This is a genomic window from Rhizobium sp. JAB6, assembly GCF_003024605.1.
Lineage (GTDB): Bacteria > Pseudomonadota > Alphaproteobacteria > Rhizobiales > Rhizobiaceae > Rhizobium.
In genome coordinates this window covers 241,009-257,040 of record NZ_PYJQ01000005.1, presented here as the reverse complement: position 1 = coordinate 257,040, position 16,032 = coordinate 241,009, and the positions used below count along the sequence as shown (strand labels likewise).

Below are 16,032 nucleotides of genomic sequence, written 5' to 3'. Positions count from 1 at the left end.
TTGACGATGCCACCGCGCTCTTCCCTCCCCCTTGCCCTCACGCAGGGGGATCCGGCCGGCATTGGTCCCGATATTACGCTCGCCGCCTGGCTTCGCCGTGCCGAGCTGAATTTGCCACCCTTCCTGTTTCTCGGCGATGCCGCCGTGCTTGCGGCACGGGCTTCTCAGCTCGGGCTGACCGTGCCGTTTGCGGTCACCGATCCGACAAATGCCCGCAATATCTTTCCGGACGCCCTACCTATCCTGCCGATCGAAGCCGGAATGAGTGTCATCGCCGGCGAACCGGATGTTGCGACTGCCAAGGGCACGATTGCCGCCATCGAAACCGCCGTTTCTCTCAGCATGAGCGGCCAGACATCCGCAGTCGTCACCAACCCGATCGCCAAATCCGTGCTCTACGATGCCGGCTTCGGCTTTCCCGGTCATACGGAGTTCCTGGCGGATCTCGCGACGCGCGCAACCGGAAAACCGGTCATGCCGGTCATGCTGCTGGCCGGCCCGAAGCTCCGCGCCATTCCGGTCACCATACATATTGCTCTGAAAGAGGTGCCTGAGGCACTGACCTCCGATCTGATCGCCGAGACATGCCGGATCACCGATCACGATCTGCGCAGCCGCTTCGGCATCTCCAAGCCGCGTCTTGCCGTTGCCGGCCTCAATCCGCATGCCGGAGAGAACGGCGCTCTCGGTAAGGAGGACGACGAGATCGTCCGGCCCGCGATCGATATGCTGCGCAGCGAGGGCATCGATGCATTCGGCCCCCTGCCCGCCGACACCATGTTCCATGACGACGCGCGTCGACGTTACGACGTTGCCATCTGCATGTATCACGATCAGGCTTTGATCCCCGCCAAGGCGCTTGGCTTTGACGATTCCGTCAATGTCACGCTCGGTCTGCCCTTCGTTCGCACCTCCCCGGATCATGGCACGGCCTTCGGTATCGCCGGCAAGGGCATTGCCAAGGAAGACAGCCTTGTCGCCGCCCTCAAGCTGGCAAGCGAGATCAGCAGCAAGACCGGAAACAATCCCTGATGGCCGCACTGGACGGTTTACCTCCCCTTCGCGATGTCATCCAGCGCCATGGCCTCGATGCGCGCAAGGCGCTTGGGCAGAATTTCCTTCTCGACCTCAATCTGACGCAGAAGGTTGCGCGCACAGCCGGGTCTCTCGAGGGCGTCACCGTCTTCGAGGTCGGGCCCGGACCCGGCGGTCTTACGCGCGCTATCCTGGCGCTCGGCGCGGCCAAGGTCATCGCCGTCGAACGCGATGCGCGCTGCCTGCCGGCGCTGGCGGAAATCGCCGATCACTATCCGGGCCGGCTCGAAGTAATCGAAGGTGATGCGCTGAAGACAGATTTCGCCGCCCTTGCGCCACAAGGGCCGGTGAAGATCATCGCCAACCTGCCCTATAATGTCGGGACGCAGCTTCTGGTAAACTGGCTGCTGCCGGCGCGATGGCCGCCTTTCTGGCAGTCGCTGACGCTGATGTTCCAGAAGGAAGTCGGCCAGCGGATCGTGGCGCAGGAGGATGACGACCATTACGGCAGGCTCGGCGTGCTCTGCGGCTGGCGGACACTGGCTCACATGGCGTTCGACATATCTGCGCAGGCCTTCACCCCACCCCCGAAGGTCACATCGACGGTTGTACACCTGACACCAAAGGAAAACCCCATTCCTTGCTCAATCGACAAGCTGGAGAAGGTGACACAGGCCGCGTTCGGCCAGCGCCGCAAGATGCTGCGCCAGAGCCTCAAGCCGCTTGGCGGCGAAGTCCTGTTGCAAAAGGCCGATATCGATCCGCAGCGCCGCGCCGAAACGCTTTCGGTGGAAGAATTCTGCCGGTTGGCAAACAGCCTTTGACCGGCTTTACAGCTTCGGCGTCTCTTCCAGCAGGTCCCGAACGAAATCGAACATGCCGTGCCGGCGGTCGCGGCGCAGGCGCTCGGCTTTGACGATCGACTGAACCGCATCGAAGGCAACGTTCAGATCGTCATTGACGATGACATAGTCGTATTCGCGCCAGTGAGCGATCTCGGCCCGCGAATTGGCGAGGCGCATGGCGATGACCTCTTCGGAGTCCTCGGCACGGCGATGCAGGCGCGACTGCAGCTCCGTCATGGTTGGCGGCAGCACGAAAATGGAGACGACATCGGCCGGCATCTTCTCCTGCAACTGCTGAGCGCCTTGCCAGTCGATGTCGAAGAGCATGTCGCGGCCCTCCGCCATGGCGGTCTCCACGGGCTCGCGCGGCGTGCCGTAGAAATTGCCGTGCACCTCGGCCCATTCGAGCAGCGAGTCGGAATCGCGAAGGCGCTCGAATTCACGCTGCGAAACAAAGTGATAGTGCACGCCCTCGATTTCGCTGGGTCTGCGCTGCCGCGTCGTCACGCTGACGGAGAGGCTTACCTGCTTATCCCTATCAAGCAATGTGCGCGCGATCGTCGACTTGCCGGCACCTGACGGCGAGGAGATGGCCAGCATCAACCCACGGCGGGCGATCGGAATGGATGTGGATGTCGCCGGCTTCATGGCCTACTCCAAATTCTGGACCTGTTCGCGGAACTGGTCGATTACCACCTTCAGCTCGATGCCGGCGGCAGTCACGGCCGCAGCATTCGATTTCGAGCAGATAGTATTCGATTCCCGGTTAAATTCCTGTGCAAGAAAATCGAGCTTACGGCCGACGGGACCGCCCTTGGAGATGAGATCGCGCGCAGCCGCCACATGCGCCTTCAGACGATCGATCTCTTCGCGCAGATCGGCTTTGGTGGCGAGAAGCGCTGCCTCCGCGTGCAGCCGGTCGCGGTCGAGGCCCGACGAGCCATCGAGAAGCATCGACACCTGCGTGGCAAGCCTTGCGGCAATTTCCCGCGGCGAACGGGAGGGATCGCGTTCGACCGTCGTCGTCAGCATCTCGATCGTTGCGACATGACCGAGCAGAACCTTGCCGAGCGCATCGCCTTCCTGGCGGCGCATGTCGCGAAGATCGTCCAGCGCCGCCTGAAGGCCCGCCATGATATCGGCGTCTCGCGCTGCGACCGCATCCTCGTCTTCCTCGGCTTCCTTGAATTCCACCAGGCCACGCACAGACATCAGGCTTTCCAGCCGCAATGGCGAGGGATCAACGATGCCGGCCAGCTGATCGCGCAACGCCAGCACCGCCGCCAGCGCATCCTGATTCACCACGACCTCGACGCGGCTCTCTTCGATGGAAAGGGACAGGCCGACCTGCAGATTGCCACGCGTGAGCCGATCCGCAATCGACTTGCGAACATCAGCCTCAAGGCGCTCGAGGCCTGGCGGCAAGCGCAGGCGGATGTCCAATCCCTTGCCGTTCACAGAGCGCAGTTCCCATGCCCATCGGCCGCGACCGCTCGTTCCCTCACGCCGGGCAAAGCCGGTCATGGACTGCAATGCCATGCAAGCCTCCGATAGTTCCATCCCTCATCCAACGAAAAATCTTCGCAATAGGGATCAATGTAAAGTGAATCCGCGCCGCGCTTCCTAGGTTAGCCGCAGCGCATTGGGGATTAGTTGGTTTTCTTCTTCTGCTGTGCGCCGGAACCGGGGGCTACCGCAGAGTCGTCCGGCTGACCATCCACGGCGATGGCACTGGGATCTTCACCCTTCTCAGCAACCAGCTTGCGCCACCGTCTGACATTGGCATTGTGCTCGTCCAGCGTCGCGGCGAAGACATGTCCGCCTGAGCCGTCGGCGACGAAATAAAGGTCCTGCGTCTTCCACGGATTGGCAACGGCCTCCAGCGCGTCCTTGCCCGGATTTGCGATCGGCGTCGGCGGCAATCCCTTGATGAGATAGGTATTATAAGGCGTGTCCTTCTTCAGGTCGGACTGATAGATCGGACGATCGGACGGCTTCCCTTCGCCGCCGAAGAGGCCGTAAATGACGGTGGGGTCGGACTGCAGACGCATTCCCTTGCTAAGGCGGTTCAAGAAGACGGAAGCGACGTGCGCGCGCTCATCGGCAAGGCCGGTTTCCTTTTCCACGATCGAGGCCAGCGTGATGAAATCCTGCTTGTTCGCCAGTTGCACGCTGGAGTCGCGCTTTTCCCAGATCTGTTCGACCAGCTTCGTCTGCGCGGCCTCCATCTGCTGAATGATTTCCGTGCGTTTGGTGCCGCGCGTGAACTTGTAGGTGTCAGGCCTCAGGCTGCCTTCCGGCGGCAGCGCCGAAGGCAGATCGCCTTCCAAAACGGTATCGGCCTGCAGCTTGTTGAACATCTGCCGAACCGTCAGCCCTTCGGGCAGGGTGACCGAATAGAGGATCGATTTGCCGGACTTCAGCAGTTCCATGATGTCCTTCATGGAGGCGCCGGCCTTGATCTCATATTCGCCGGCCCGCAGAGTTTCGCCGTCACGGAGATAGGTGGTCGTCAGCCAGCGGAAAATGCGCTGATCCGTGATGATGTTGTTGGATTCCAGACGGTTGGCAATCTCGCTGAGACCGGCACCATTGCGCACGATGAAATTCGTGTTGGTCGTCAGCGGACCGGGACCCTGATAGATCGAAAAGGCGTAATAGGCGCCGCCGATCGCAGCGACAGCAACGAAAACTGCCAGCGTCATCAGGAAGTTCAGGAAGATGACCATCTGGCTGCGGGCTTTGCGCGAACGCTTCGGCGGGTCCGGAACACGCTCCGGACGCAGGGCTTCGTTGGCCGATTTCGGAATGATCGGCCCTTTCTGCCCGTTCGGAGTTCCGTTGCTCTGGTTCGTATCGCTCACCGGCAATCCCTTCCCTTTTGTGATTGCCTGCTCTTTGGCCAAGCAATGCGGCAAAAAACAGGTTCAGAAGATAAGGCGGAACCTAAGGCTCCGACTTCGACCGATCAGGCGTTCCCGCGCCGCATTCCGGAGAAGGCGAAGGCGCGCAACAACAATCAAGGATTCGGGCGAGATTGCCGAAAGGCATTCTCGCCCTCAAAGTTACGCGTTGTTATTAAGCCTCATAGCGACGCAGAACAAGCGACGCATTCGTGCCGCCGAAGCCGAATGAGTTCGAGAGCGCGACGTTGATTTCGCGCTTGCGGGCCTTGTGCGGAACGAGATCGATGGCGGTTTCGCGTTCCGGATTGTCCAGATTGAGTGTCGGCGGGGCGATATTGTCGCGAATGGCGAGTGTTGCGAAGATGGCCTCGATGGCGCCGGCTGCTCCGAGGAGATGACCGGTCGCCGACTTGGTGGACGACATGGAAATCTTCGACGCGGCATTGCCGACCAGCCGCTCGACCGCGCCGAGCTCGATCGTATCCGCCATGGTTGAGGTGCCGTGCGCGTTGATGTAATCGATATCGGCTGGCGTCAGGCCGGCGCGCTTCAGAGCCGACGTCATGCAACGGAAAGCACCTTCTCCGTCCTCGGACGGAGCGGTGATGTGATGCGCATCGCCGGAGAGGCCGTATCCTACCACTTCGGCATAAATCTTGGCGCCGCGCGCCTTGGCGTGTTCCAGCTCTTCAAGCACGACGATGCCGGCGCCCTCGCCCATGACGAAGCCGTCACGGTCGCGATCATAGGGGCGCGAAGCCTTCTGCGGCGTATCGTTATATTCCGTCGACAGCGCCTTGCAGGCGGCGAAGCCGGCAAGCGAAATGCGGCAGACGGGGGCCTCGGCGCCGCCGGCGACCATGACATCGGCGTCACCGAGCATGATGAGACGGGCGGCGTCGCCGATTGCGTGCGCACCGGTGGAACATGCCGTGACGACGGCATGGTTCGGGCCGCGCAGCTTGTGGCGGATCGAGACCTGGCCCGAAACGAGATTGATGAGACGTCCGGGGATGAAGAAGGGCGAGATGCGGCGCGGACCCTTGTCGCGCAGCGTATAGCCGGCTTCGACGATACCTTCGAGACCGCCGATGCCCGAGCCGATCATGACGCCCGTTGCAATCTGATCCTCATCCGCTTCCGGATGCCAGCCGGCGTCGGCCAGCGCCATGTCGGCAGCGGCCATGCCATAGATGATGAAGGGATCGACCTTGCGCTGCTCCTTCGGCTCCATCCAATCGTCGGCGTTGAAGGTGCCGTCGGTGCCGTCGCCGACAGGAATGCGGCAGGCAATCTTCGCCGCGAGGTCTTCGACCTCGAATTCGGTTACGAGGCGGGCGCCGTTGTGCCCAGCGAGCAAACGCGTCCAGGACACCTCAGTGCCACAGCCCAAAGGTGATACCATGCCGGTACCCGTGATAACGACACGTCTCATCGCCCGCAGACCCCCGTCTTTTTATGATGATATGCGTATATGTAGGTTTCGGCCGGCTTCGCCGGACGAAATAGGGCGGACTCTTCAGCCCGCCCCGTCAAAAAGCGCGAAAGATCAGGCCTGGGCCTTCTCAATGAACTTTACCGCGTCGCCGACCGTCAGGATCGAGTCAGCTGCGTCGTCCGGAATTTCAACGCCGAATTCTTCTTCGAAGGCCATGACCAGTTCGACGGTGTCGAGCGAGTCCGCACCGAGATCGTCGATAAAGCTTGCGCTTTCAACAACCTTGTCGGCGTCAACGCCAAGATGCTCAACAACAATTTTCTTTACGCGTTCTGCGATATCGCTCATGTCGGTTTCCTCGACCTTATGTCCTGATGAGAATGCCTTGTGACATCCCTACCCTAATTCAAACCTGCAGCATCTGTTCCGACGCCGCTGGCAAACCCGTTCAACCCGGCATTGAGATCCGGTCCTGCGCCTTGAATATGGCCCAGTCCGCCTGAATTTTCCGGACGACTGTTCACAGTCATGGCCCGCTTAACACGGTTTAAGTCCGTCGCAAAGCCAGAAAATAGCCGGCTGCGGGTTGCTCAACATGCTATTGGCGGGAAAGCCCCTCCAACAGCAATTCCTTTAGATCATCGCCATGCCGCCATTGACGTGGATCGTCTGACCCGTGACGTAGCTTGCTTCCGAAGATGCAAGATAGGCAACGGCGGAAGCGACTTCCGCGCCGGTGCCCATGCGCTTCATGGGGATGGCGCCCATGATGGCTTCCTTCTGCTTGTCGTTCAGCTTGCCCGTCATGGCGCTTTCGATGAAACCGGGGGCAACGCAGTTGACCGTGACGTTGCGCGTCGCGATTTCCTGCGCCAGCGACTTGGTGAAGCCGATCATGCCGGCCTTGGAGGCGCAGTAGTTCGCCTGGCCCGGATTGCCGGTTACGCCGACGACGGAGGTGATATTGACGATGCGGCCATAGCGGCGGCGCATCATCGGGTGGGTGAGCTCCCGTGTCAGGCGGAAAACGGCGGTCAGATTGACTTCCAGCACGCTGTCCCAATCCTCGTCGCTCATGCGAACGAACAGGCCGTCCTTGGTAATGCCGGCATTGTTGACGAGAATATCGACGCCACCGAGCTCTTCTTCGGCCTTGGCGCCAAGCGCCTTAACCTCATCGCGATCCGAGAGGTTCGCCGGGAAGATCTTGACGCGATCGCCGAGTTCGGAGGCCAACGTCTCGAGCTTTTCGACGCGGGTGCCGTGCAGGCCGACGATGGCGCCCTGCTTGTGCAGGAGCCGGGCAATTTCTTCGCCGATGCCACCGGATGCACCGGTTACCAGGGCCTTGCGGCCGGTCAAATCAAGCATGTGTGTCCCTCGTTCCTTAATCTATTAGCCGAGCAAGGCGGCGAGCGCCGTGTCGATATCGGCAGCATTGTTGACGGCGATGCCGTTGACTGACTTGTCGATGCGGCGGGCAAGACCCGTCAGCACCTTGCCGGCGCCAATTTCATACAATGTCGTCACATTGTTGGCGGCAAACCATTCCACCGTCTCGCGCCAGCGCACCTGGCCGGTGACCTGCTCGACGAGCAACCGCGCGATCTCATCGGCGTCGGTAACCGGAGCCGCCTTCACATTGGCGATAACGGGCACGACCGGATTGGCCTTGGCGACGCCGGCGAGTGCCTGACGCATGGCATCGGCAGCCGGCGCCATCAGCGCAGAATGGAAAGGCGCGGAGACGGGCAACAGGATGGCGCGCTTGGCGCCCTTGGCGGTCGCAAGTTCCGCTGCCTTTTCCACCGGGGCTTTCTCGCCGGAGATGACGATCTGGCCGCCACCATTGTCGTTGGCGATCTGGCAGGCGCCAATCGCGGAGGCTTCCTCGCAAACCGCGACGACGTCGGCATGTTCAAGGCCGATGATCGCAGCCATGGCGCCGACGCCGACGGGAACTGCCGCCTGCATGGCATTGCCGCGGATGCGCAGCAGGCGCGCCGTATCGGCAAGCGAGAAAGTGCCGGCGGCACAGAGCGCGGAATATTCGCCGAGCGAATGGCCGGCAACATAGGCGACCTTGCTCTTCAGATCCAGGCCGCGCGCCTGCAGGACACGGATAACTGCCATCGACACCGCCATCAGCGCAGGCTGCGCATTGGCGGTCAGGGTCAGCCTGTCTTCCGGGCCGTTGAAGATGACGTCGGAGAGCTTTTCACCGAGCGCTTCATCAACTTCCTCGAACACGGCGCGCGCCTCGGCGAAATTGTCGGCGAGGTCCTTGCCCATGCCGACGGCTTGGCTGCCCTGGCCGGGAAATGTGAAAGCAACAGTCATTATAAAGCGTCCTTTTGGGGGTCGTTTTGCTTCCCAATGACATTGTTTACGGCGGAGTCAATAGTGCAAGCCCCGCTGCCACAGGCTTTTGCGCCTGCGAAGCGCAATGATTTTTTTCTTGCGCTCGCTCAGATCGAGCCTAAGTTTGCGCGACCTCATTCATTTGACCTTCTCCCATCCCAAGGTTTTCCCATGAAATATAAGAGATTAGGCCGCACCGATATTTCCGTTTCGCAGATTTGCCTGGGCACGATGACCTGGGGCACGCAGAACAGCGAAGCCGAAGCGCATGAGCAGATGGACTATGCCGTCCAGAAGGGTATCAATTTCTTCGACACCGCCGAAATGTATCCGACGACGCCGGTCGGACCGGAGACTCAGGGCCGCACCGAAGAATATATCGGCACCTGGTTCGAGAAGACCGGCAAGCGTAGGGATATCGTGCTCGCCACCAAAGTCGCCGGCCCAGGCCGCGAATATCTGCGCGGCGGACAAGGTCCGGACGCCGCCAATATCAATGCAGCGGTCGATGCCAGCCTGAAGCGGCTGAAGACCGATTATATCGACCTCTATCAGGTCCACTGGCCGAACCGCGGCCATTTCCATTTCCGTCAGAACTGGCGTTATAACCCCTTCAATCAGGATCGCGAGAAAGTCATCGCCGAGATCACCGAGATCCTGGAGACGATGGGCGAGCTGGTGAAGGCCGGCAAGATCCGCGCCGTCGGCCTCTCGAACGAGACGACCTGGGGCATCCAGAAATATCTGACGATTGCCGAGCAAAAGGGCCTGCCGCGCGTCGCCACCACGCAGAACGAATACAACCTGCTCTACCGCCATTTCGACCTGGATCTTGCCGAGTTGTCCCATCACGAAGATGTCGGGCTGCTCGCCTATTCGCCGCTCGCCGGCGGCATCCTCACCGGCAAATATGTCGGCGGCGCAAGGCCGGTCGGCTCGCGCGGCTCGATCAATCAAGACATCGGCGGCCGCCTGCAGCCGCTGCAGGAACCGCCGGTAAAGGCCTATCTCGAAATCGCCGCCAAATACGGCATCGACCCATCGAAGCTGGCACTGGCCTACTGCCTCATCAAGCCCTTCATGACCTCCGTCATCATCGGCGCGACGACGATGGCGCAGCTCGAAACCGACGTGGCTGCCGCTTATGTGACGCTTCCGGAAGAGGCATTGGCCGAAATCGAGCAGGTGCATCGCAAGTATCCGATGCCGATGTGAAGAGCCTACCGGTAACATGCGAAACGAATAAACGGGCAAGTTTGCCCGTTTATTCGGCCGCTGCAGCGGAAGCACTGCAGCAGATTTCGCGAACGTAGTCGTTGCCATGAGTGATGATGGCGTCGAGAGGGATTTTTTTACTCCCCAGCAGGTGTTGATATACCAGCGGAGCGATATTTTTGTCGTAGACGTCCTTAATGGTAAGGGCATACCGCCCCTGCGCGGTCAAATGGACCGCCATAGGAGGGTTTGCCCCCTGGCCAACCGTATGGCTGTGGTCAACGAATGATCGACGAATATTTGTATATATTGTTTGCCAAAGCGATTTTCTTCGAATTCACGCACCCACACCGAGGTCTGACGCATATAGCCGGACTTTTTACCGATCGACACACGATACCAGTCGCCAATGCTCTTCTTGATCGTCAACTCGCTCCCATTCGGGAAAGCCGCAATCGTCTTGGCGCTCATGTTCCGGCTTGTCTTCAGCAGGGCCGCTCCTGTGTCGTCTTGAACAATGCCGTTTCTGGGGATTGGAATTTGCAGAAGCGGCGACTGCTCGCTCAGTGGCTGAGTTGCCTTACTCGCTTCAGCACTCGCCGCCGGAGCCTTGATAGACGACGACTTTGCTGCGAACTCCTGAATCTCCTGGTATGACACGGTTGTTACCCGAAACTGTGTCATTTCGCTCGATGACAGATAACGAATATCGTTGCTGTCATATTTGAGCGTGAGCTGCAGCAAACCTGGATCGACACCCATTTCGTTCATATAGGCGATCACGTCGGCAGTCTGCCGTTGGACGGCTGCAACGGCAGTCTCGACATCCATTCCTTTTGTATCGCTGAACGAGGATTTGTGAACGCCGATCGAGCCCGGTTCCGCAAAACGCCCCACTCCGCCAAGAAATGACAAGGAACAAGCCGAGGAGCATTCGGCGCTTCTTACAGCGAGAGTGCTGAGTCCCAGAGATCTAATCAGCCGGCCGAGCTCCAATGCCTTGGATACATTTCCGCCGCCGCTGTCGAAGCCGACGTAGTCAGCGTGGCTGGAAACAGCCTTATCGCGGAATAAGCTCAAATCATCGTCGGCTTCGAAGCTGCCAATTACCGTAATGTAGGTAGTTCCATCATCCGCAGTTCGAACGTCGTAGCTCAACCGAGCCGCAGCGTCTTGCGCAAGAAGGGCGAAGCTTAAAGCAAAACCCAGCAAAGCAAAGCTTTTCTTCACAGTCTTCACAGCCTACCCCCTTGCAGCCAAACCATGAATTCCACAGCTCCAGCCGTTTCACAAGCCGTGATTGCAAATACTCATTCGAGAGAGTCGGCCGTGCCGATGAAATAAAAGCAGATCTATACGGCAGCGGGAAAGCCATGCTTACGGCAAGCGGCCTATTGCCCCGTCTTCGGCGCAATCGCCAATTCGGAACCATAAGCCGCCTTCAATTCCTCCTGCCCTTTCACGCGGTCCACGGACTTATGAAGCAGGATCGAGCGATAGCCTTCCGAACTCCGCCCCTCGATCAAGGTGACATCGGCGTTTCCCGGATTGTCCGAGCGCTTGAACCAATCGACGGGGTGGTGCAGGAAGTTCATCTCGAAAGCCCTGTTGGTGACGCCATGGCCGACGATGATGACATTGTTCTTTCCGTTTTCGGCGTCGTGCATGACGGTCTGCAGAAACAAGCGCACACGCTGGGCGACGTCGGCGCGACTTTCGCCATCCGGCGGACGCGCATAGAACTTGCCGTTATTGTTGCGCAGCCTTGCCCATTTCTCGAACTCGTCGGGAAACTTCCGCTTCTGTTCAGCATGGTCGTAGATTTCGGTGAAGAGCCCGAAATCCTGCTCGCGCAGGAGATAATCCTCTCTCGTATTCCCGATGAGTTCGGCAGGCAGAACCTCCAGCAGGGCATCCTTGCTCTGCCGCGTCCTCAGGAAGGGCGAGTACCAGACGCTCAGCTTGCGTAATTCGGCTGATGGCAATGCCTTCAGATAGGCTGATATCGCCTCACCCGCCTCCAGCACCTGCCGATAGCCCCATTCCGTTAGGGGCACGTTATGATCGCCGAACTGCCGATAGGCTCGGTCGTCTATATTGCCGAGGGATTCGCCGTGCCGAACGAGAAAGATGCGCATGAACCATCCCTGTTGCTGCAATTCGCCTCCCATCATATGGGAGAGCGCGGCGGGTGCAACGCTGCGGCGGATGGAAGCTCGCGATATAGCCCTGGGATCGGCGCGGCTTCGGGGCAAGCGGCATAATTTCCCCTCTACCCTTGCCTTTCCAAGAAAAATCCGTATAAGCCGCCCTGTTCGCAACCCGGTCTTCTGGCTGGTGGCTGAACGGAGGGCCGGTTTTTCGTAAGAGAAGCCGTTCGGAACGGAAGCGTTCCAGCCTCCCGTGTCTCCGCTCTCGACCGTCTCGGAAACGCTTTTCTTGCTTGGGTTTACCCTCTCAGGAGCAGTCGTTGAGGCTTAGCCGCCGAATATCGGGTTCAGACCAACGCAAGAAAGGCAAAGCTATCCATGGCTCTTTACGAACATGTATTCCTTGCCCGACAGGATATTTCCGCTCAGCAGGTCGACGCCCTCGTAGAACAGTACAAGGGTGTCATCGAAGCTCACGGCGGAAAAGTCGGGCGTATCGAGAACTGGGGCCTCAAGTCCCTCACCTACCGCATCAAGAAGAACCGCAAGGCTCACTACGCCCTGATGGACATCGATGCTCCGGCCGCTGCGATCCAGGAAATGGAACGCCAGATGCGCATCAGCGAAGACGTCCTGCGTTACATGACGATCGCTGTCGAGAAGCACGAAGATGGCCCGTCCGCCATGATGCAGAAGCGCGACCGCGACGACCGTCCGCGCCGCGATGGCGACCGTCCGGAACGCAGCTTCGGCGATCGTGGTCCGCGCCCGGATCGTGGTGACCGCGAAGACCGTCCGCGCCGTCCGCGCGAAGACCGCGTATAAGGAGATTTGAGAGATGTCTGAAGTTTCTTCCGCACCGGTCCGCCGTCCGTTCCATCGCCGCCGCAAGACCTGCCCGTTCTCGGGCGCCAATGCGCCGCGCATCGACTACAAGGACGTTCGTCTCCTGCAGCGCTACATTTCCGAGCGCGGCAAGATCGTTCCTTCCCGCATCACGGCCGTTTCCCAGAAGAAGCAGCGCGAACTCGCCCAGGCGATCAAGCGCGCCCGTTTCCTCGGCCTGCTGCCCTACGTCGTCGCCTAACAGCGCCTGACGCAGAATGAATAAGGGGAAGGCAGCGATGCCTTCCCTTCTCCCTTTCGCGGTGGGCGCGGATCGGAACCTTGAAACCCCATGTTGGGGATAAGCTTTCAGACCCGCGTGGCGAAGGCATCCTCTAACTGCTCGATGCGAAGCAGGACAGCGACGTGAAAAAGTTGAACGCAAAAGAGCTTGGCATCGGCGCACTCGCCGGTCTGACCGCCGCCCTACTCGTGTACGGCGCGACGGTACAGCCTTTGCTGTTCATTTTGTTCGGTGCGCTTTCCGCTCTCCCGATCCTGATCGTCGGCCTCGGCTGGGGCAATATGGCCGTCATTGTTGCCGTCATCGTCGCCGGCATCGTAGGAACCGTTACGCAATCCGTCTATTTCGGGCTTTTCGTCATTCTCCTGACGCTGATCCCCGCGTGGCTCAGCCATCTCGCTAATCTGGCGCGTCCCGCCTCCGAACTCGGCGGGCCGGATAATCTCATGGCCTGGTATCCGCTCTCCGACATCATGCTGCATCTGTGCGGCCTTGCAGCCGTCGTCATCATCGTCGCCGGCGCGGTCATGGGCTACGGCGCCGATCTGGTGAGCCAGGTCGTCGACGCCTACACCGCCGCGGTGAACCAGCAGTCTCCCGATCTTCAGCTCAATCCGGCTGCGATCGCGAAAATGAAGTCGCTGATGCTCTACATGATCCCGATCGCCTGGGGCATGATCTGGGTCATGATGCTGCTGGCCGCCTATTATGTGGCGACCCGCATCGTCGCGGCTTCGAGCCACAATCTGCGCCCGCGCGATGATATCCCCTCGTCGCTGCGCATGAACCGCAATGCGATCTTCGTCTTTCTCGTGGCGATCGTCGCTATCTTCTTCGGCGGCGTCCTCGGCCTCATCGCCGCCGCCGTGCTCGGCGCCTTCGGCGCTGGCTTCATCGTTTCCGGCTTTGCTTCGCTGCATTACCGGACGCGGGGCAAGGACTGGCGCCTGCCCGTTCTGATCATCTGCTACCTGGTATGCTTCTTTGTGACGCTGCCGCTCTTCATCATTCTTGTTCTCGGTCTTTACGATACCCGCAAGGCGATATCGCTGACCCCGAACAAGAATGCCGACACACCCAAACAAGACACGAAAATCTGACATCGAAAGGAACAACGAAAATGGAAGTCATTCTTCTCGAACGCATCTCCAAGCTCGGCCAGATGGGCGAAACCGTCAAGGTTCGCGACGGCTTTGCCCGCAACTACCTGCTGCCGCTCGGCAAGGCGCTGCGCGCCAACGCCGCAAACAAGGCTCGTTTCGAAGCCGAGCGCGCCACGCTCGAAGCCCGCAACCTCGAGCGCAAGAGCGAAGCCCAGAAGGTTGCCGACGTTCTCGCCGGCAAGTCCTTCATCGTCGTTCGCTCGGCCGGCGAAACCGGTCAGCTCTATGGTTCGGTCGCTGCCCGTGACGTCGTTGAAATCCTCGCCGCAGAAGGCTTCAACATCGGTCGCAGCCAGGTTCACATGAATACGCCGATCAAGGCCATCGGCCTGCACAATGTCACGATCGGACTTCACGCCGAAGTCGAAATCACGATCGAGCTCAACGTTGCCCGTTCCGCCGAAGAAGCAGAGCGTCAGGCCAAGGGCGAAACCCTCACCTCCGCCGACGCCATCTACGGCGTTGACGAAGACGCCCTGCGTCCGGAAGACTTCTTCGATCCGGAAGCAGACCGCGACGGCGACGAAGAAGCTTGATCTTCAAGCTTTCGCAGTAGTGCGAATGAAAAAGCCTGGGTCTTGCGGCCCAGGCTTTTTTGTTGGTTGGAATGCACGAGCCGCCCTCGCCCTTCGAGGCCTCGCGCTTGGGCGCGAGGATAGAGCGCGCTCTGGTGCAAGGCTTGGCACAATATGCTGCCTTGCACGGGACAAAGCTTGATTTTCAGTCACCGGTCCTGGGCTCCGGCAACGGAGCCGAATCCTTGTCGATCGAAACGACGACGGACATGCCGGGTGCCAGCTGATCGGCGAGCGGCTGCCCATCCTCGATCTTGATCCTGACACCGAGACGCTGGGCGACCTTCGTGAAATTGCCGGTGGCGTTGTCGGGTTTGATGACGGCAAATTCCGAGCCCGCGGCGGGGGAGAAGCGCTGGATGCGGCCTTTGATTTCGCGATGCCCGAGCGCATCGACGGAGATCGTGGCGGGTTGATCGAGCTTCATGCCGTCGAGCTGCGTTTCCTTGAAATTGGCGATGACCCAGACGTCCTTCGGCACCAGATTCATCAGCTGCGTGCCAGGCGTCACATATTGGCCGAGGCGTACGCCGACCTCCCCGATACGGCCGTCCTGCGGCGCCCTGATGGTCGTATTGTCGAGATCGATATCGGCGAGCTGCACGGCAGCCTCCGCGCCGCTGACACCGGCCTCGAGCGAGGCGCGGTTGACGATGATCGTCGTCAGGTTCTGCTGAGAGACGTCGAGACCGGCTTTCGCCTGGTTGAGCGAAGCCTGAGCCTGCTGCAGCGTCGCCTGCGCCTGTTCGGCATCGCTTGTCGTCGACACGCCTCTCGAGACCAGCGTCGTCACGCGATCGGCCGCAAGCTGGGCGCGCTTCAGAGCAGCATTGGCGCTGTCGATCTGCGCCTGACTGGAGACGATGCCGGCCCTGGCAGCCTGCTCCTGCTGCTGCGAATTGGCGAGTGCCGCCTTCTGTCCGTCCAGCGTTGCCCGCGCCTGGGCCACCTTCTGCTTGTAGATGCGGTTATCGATCTGGGCGAGCACATCGCCCTCCTTGACGAGCTTGTAGTCCTTGATCGGCACGTCGGTGATATAACCGCTGACCTGCGGGCTGATGGTCGTGACATAGCCTTTGACATAGGCGTCGTCCGTGGTCTCGACCGAGGTTTTGAACGGCGGTAGATGCCAGGCGTAGAGCACCAGCATGACGCCGCCGACACCGGCAAGAACCGCAATGACTTCGATTGGGGAGCGAACGAGCCTCGACATGG

General features: G+C 60.1%; 18 protein-coding genes. 7 read left to right on the top strand and 11 right to left on the bottom strand.

The genetic code is table 11. The features are described 5' to 3' along the window. Window positions 1-6 precede the first annotated feature (6 nt). On the top strand, window positions 7-1,032 hold the full coding sequence (gene pdxA / locus C7U61_RS07085) for a 4-hydroxythreonine-4-phosphate dehydrogenase PdxA (protein WP_106997701.1): 1,026 nt from the start codon (window positions 7-9) through the stop codon (window positions 1,030-1,032). Further along, on the top strand, window positions 1,032-1,859 hold the full coding sequence (rsmA, locus tag C7U61_RS07080; RefSeq protein WP_106997439.1) for a 16S rRNA (adenine(1518)-N(6)/adenine(1519)-N(6))-dimethyltransferase RsmA: 828 nt from the start codon (window positions 1,032-1,034) through the stop codon (window positions 1,857-1,859). Before pdxA ends, rsmA begins: the two co-directional genes overlap by 1 nt. A 6-nt stretch (window positions 1,860-1,865) precedes the next feature. On the opposite strand, the gene gmk is transcribed toward rsmA, so the two are convergent. The 7 genes from gmk to fabD all read right to left on the bottom strand — a co-directional run bounded on the left by gmk (window position 1,866) and on the right by fabD (window position 8,564). Beyond that, window positions 1,866-2,528, bottom strand: coding sequence for a guanylate kinase (gene gmk / locus C7U61_RS07075; protein ID WP_106997438.1), 663 nt, complete (start codon window positions 2,526-2,528; stop codon window positions 1,866-1,868). Between the two features lie 3 nt (window positions 2,529-2,531). Beyond that, the gene (locus C7U61_RS07070; RefSeq protein WP_106997437.1) at window positions 2,532-3,419 is read right to left on the bottom strand and encodes a YicC/YloC family endoribonuclease; all 888 of its coding nucleotides are present in this window, start codon (window positions 3,417-3,419) and stop codon (window positions 2,532-2,534) included. 110 nt (window positions 3,420-3,529) lie between these two features. Further along, complete coding sequence (gene mltG, locus C7U61_RS07065; RefSeq protein WP_106997436.1) at window positions 3,530-4,744, bottom strand: endolytic transglycosylase MltG; 1,215 nt, start codon at window positions 4,742-4,744, stop codon at window positions 3,530-3,532. Between the two features lie 214 nt (window positions 4,745-4,958). Beyond that, window positions 4,959-6,221 carry a beta-ketoacyl-ACP synthase II gene (gene fabF, locus C7U61_RS07060; protein WP_106997435.1) on the bottom strand — a complete coding sequence of 421 codons (1,263 nt, stop codon included), beginning with the start codon at window positions 6,219-6,221 and terminating at the stop codon, window positions 4,959-4,961. A 114-nt stretch (window positions 6,222-6,335) separates the two neighbouring features. Then, on the bottom strand, window positions 6,336-6,572 hold the full coding sequence (locus C7U61_RS07055; protein ID WP_106997434.1) for an acyl carrier protein: 237 nt from the start codon (window positions 6,570-6,572) through the stop codon (window positions 6,336-6,338). A gap of 285 nt (window positions 6,573-6,857) precedes the next feature. Continuing rightward, window positions 6,858-7,595, bottom strand: coding sequence for a 3-oxoacyl-[acyl-carrier-protein] reductase (gene fabG, locus C7U61_RS07050; protein WP_106997433.1), 738 nt, complete (start codon window positions 7,593-7,595; stop codon window positions 6,858-6,860). A gap of 24 nt (window positions 7,596-7,619) precedes the next feature. Beyond that, window positions 7,620-8,564: an ACP S-malonyltransferase gene (fabD, locus tag C7U61_RS07045; RefSeq protein ID WP_106997432.1), complete on the bottom strand. Its 945-nt coding sequence runs from the start codon at window positions 8,562-8,564 to the stop codon at window positions 7,620-7,622. 192 nt (window positions 8,565-8,756) lie between these two features. Here fabD and C7U61_RS07040 point away from each other — a divergent pair, with 192 nt between their 5' ends. Then, a complete protein-coding gene (locus C7U61_RS07040; protein WP_106997700.1) occupies window positions 8,757-9,800 on the top strand; it encodes an aldo/keto reductase in 1,044 nt (347 codons plus the stop codon). Between the two features lie 49 nt (window positions 9,801-9,849). Here the strand turns inward: C7U61_RS07040 and C7U61_RS19495 are convergent, their stop codons facing one another. The 3 genes from C7U61_RS19495 to C7U61_RS07030 form a co-directional block, all read right to left on the bottom strand. Next, window positions 9,850-10,029, bottom strand: coding sequence for a hypothetical protein (locus tag C7U61_RS19495; protein ID WP_181315814.1), 180 nt, complete (start codon window positions 10,027-10,029; stop codon window positions 9,850-9,852). Beyond that, window positions 10,026-11,039 (bottom strand): hypothetical protein, encoded by a 1,014-nt coding sequence (locus tag C7U61_RS07035; RefSeq protein ID WP_181315813.1) that lies wholly within the window; start codon window positions 11,037-11,039, stop codon window positions 10,026-10,028. The genes C7U61_RS19495 and C7U61_RS07035 overlap by 4 nt, the downstream gene beginning before the upstream one ends. A 152-nt stretch (window positions 11,040-11,191) precedes the next feature. After that, the gene (locus tag C7U61_RS07030; protein ID WP_106997431.1) at window positions 11,192-11,938 is read right to left on the bottom strand and encodes a phosphoglycerate mutase family protein; all 747 of its coding nucleotides are present in this window, start codon (window positions 11,936-11,938) and stop codon (window positions 11,192-11,194) included. A gap of 390 nt (window positions 11,939-12,328) precedes the next feature. Between C7U61_RS07030 and rpsF the strand changes: the two genes are divergently transcribed. From rpsF to rplI, 4 genes are all read left to right on the top strand, one after another. Continuing rightward, a complete protein-coding gene (gene rpsF, locus C7U61_RS07020) occupies window positions 12,329-12,775 on the top strand; it encodes a 30S ribosomal protein S6 (protein ID WP_015339354.1) in 447 nt (148 codons plus the stop codon). Window positions 12,776-12,788: 13 nt separating this feature from the next. Further along, window positions 12,789-13,037 carry a 30S ribosomal protein S18 gene (gene rpsR / locus C7U61_RS07015; RefSeq protein ID WP_004122103.1) on the top strand — a complete coding sequence of 83 codons (249 nt, stop codon included), beginning with the start codon at window positions 12,789-12,791 and terminating at the stop codon, window positions 13,035-13,037. A 164-nt stretch (window positions 13,038-13,201) separates the two neighbouring features. Further along, on the top strand, window positions 13,202-14,179 hold the full coding sequence (locus C7U61_RS07010) for a DUF2232 domain-containing protein (RefSeq protein ID WP_106997430.1): 978 nt from the start codon (window positions 13,202-13,204) through the stop codon (window positions 14,177-14,179). A gap of 20 nt (window positions 14,180-14,199) precedes the next feature. Further along, window positions 14,200-14,778, top strand: a complete 579-nt coding sequence (rplI, locus tag C7U61_RS07005; RefSeq protein WP_106997429.1) for a 50S ribosomal protein L9 — start codon at window positions 14,200-14,202, stop codon at window positions 14,776-14,778. A 184-nt stretch (window positions 14,779-14,962) separates the two neighbouring features. Here rplI and C7U61_RS07000 read toward each other — a convergent pair whose 3' ends face one another. Next, window positions 14,963-16,030, bottom strand: a complete 1,068-nt coding sequence (locus C7U61_RS07000) for an HlyD family secretion protein (RefSeq protein WP_106997428.1) — start codon at window positions 16,028-16,030, stop codon at window positions 14,963-14,965. Window positions 16,031-16,032 lie beyond the last annotated feature (2 nt).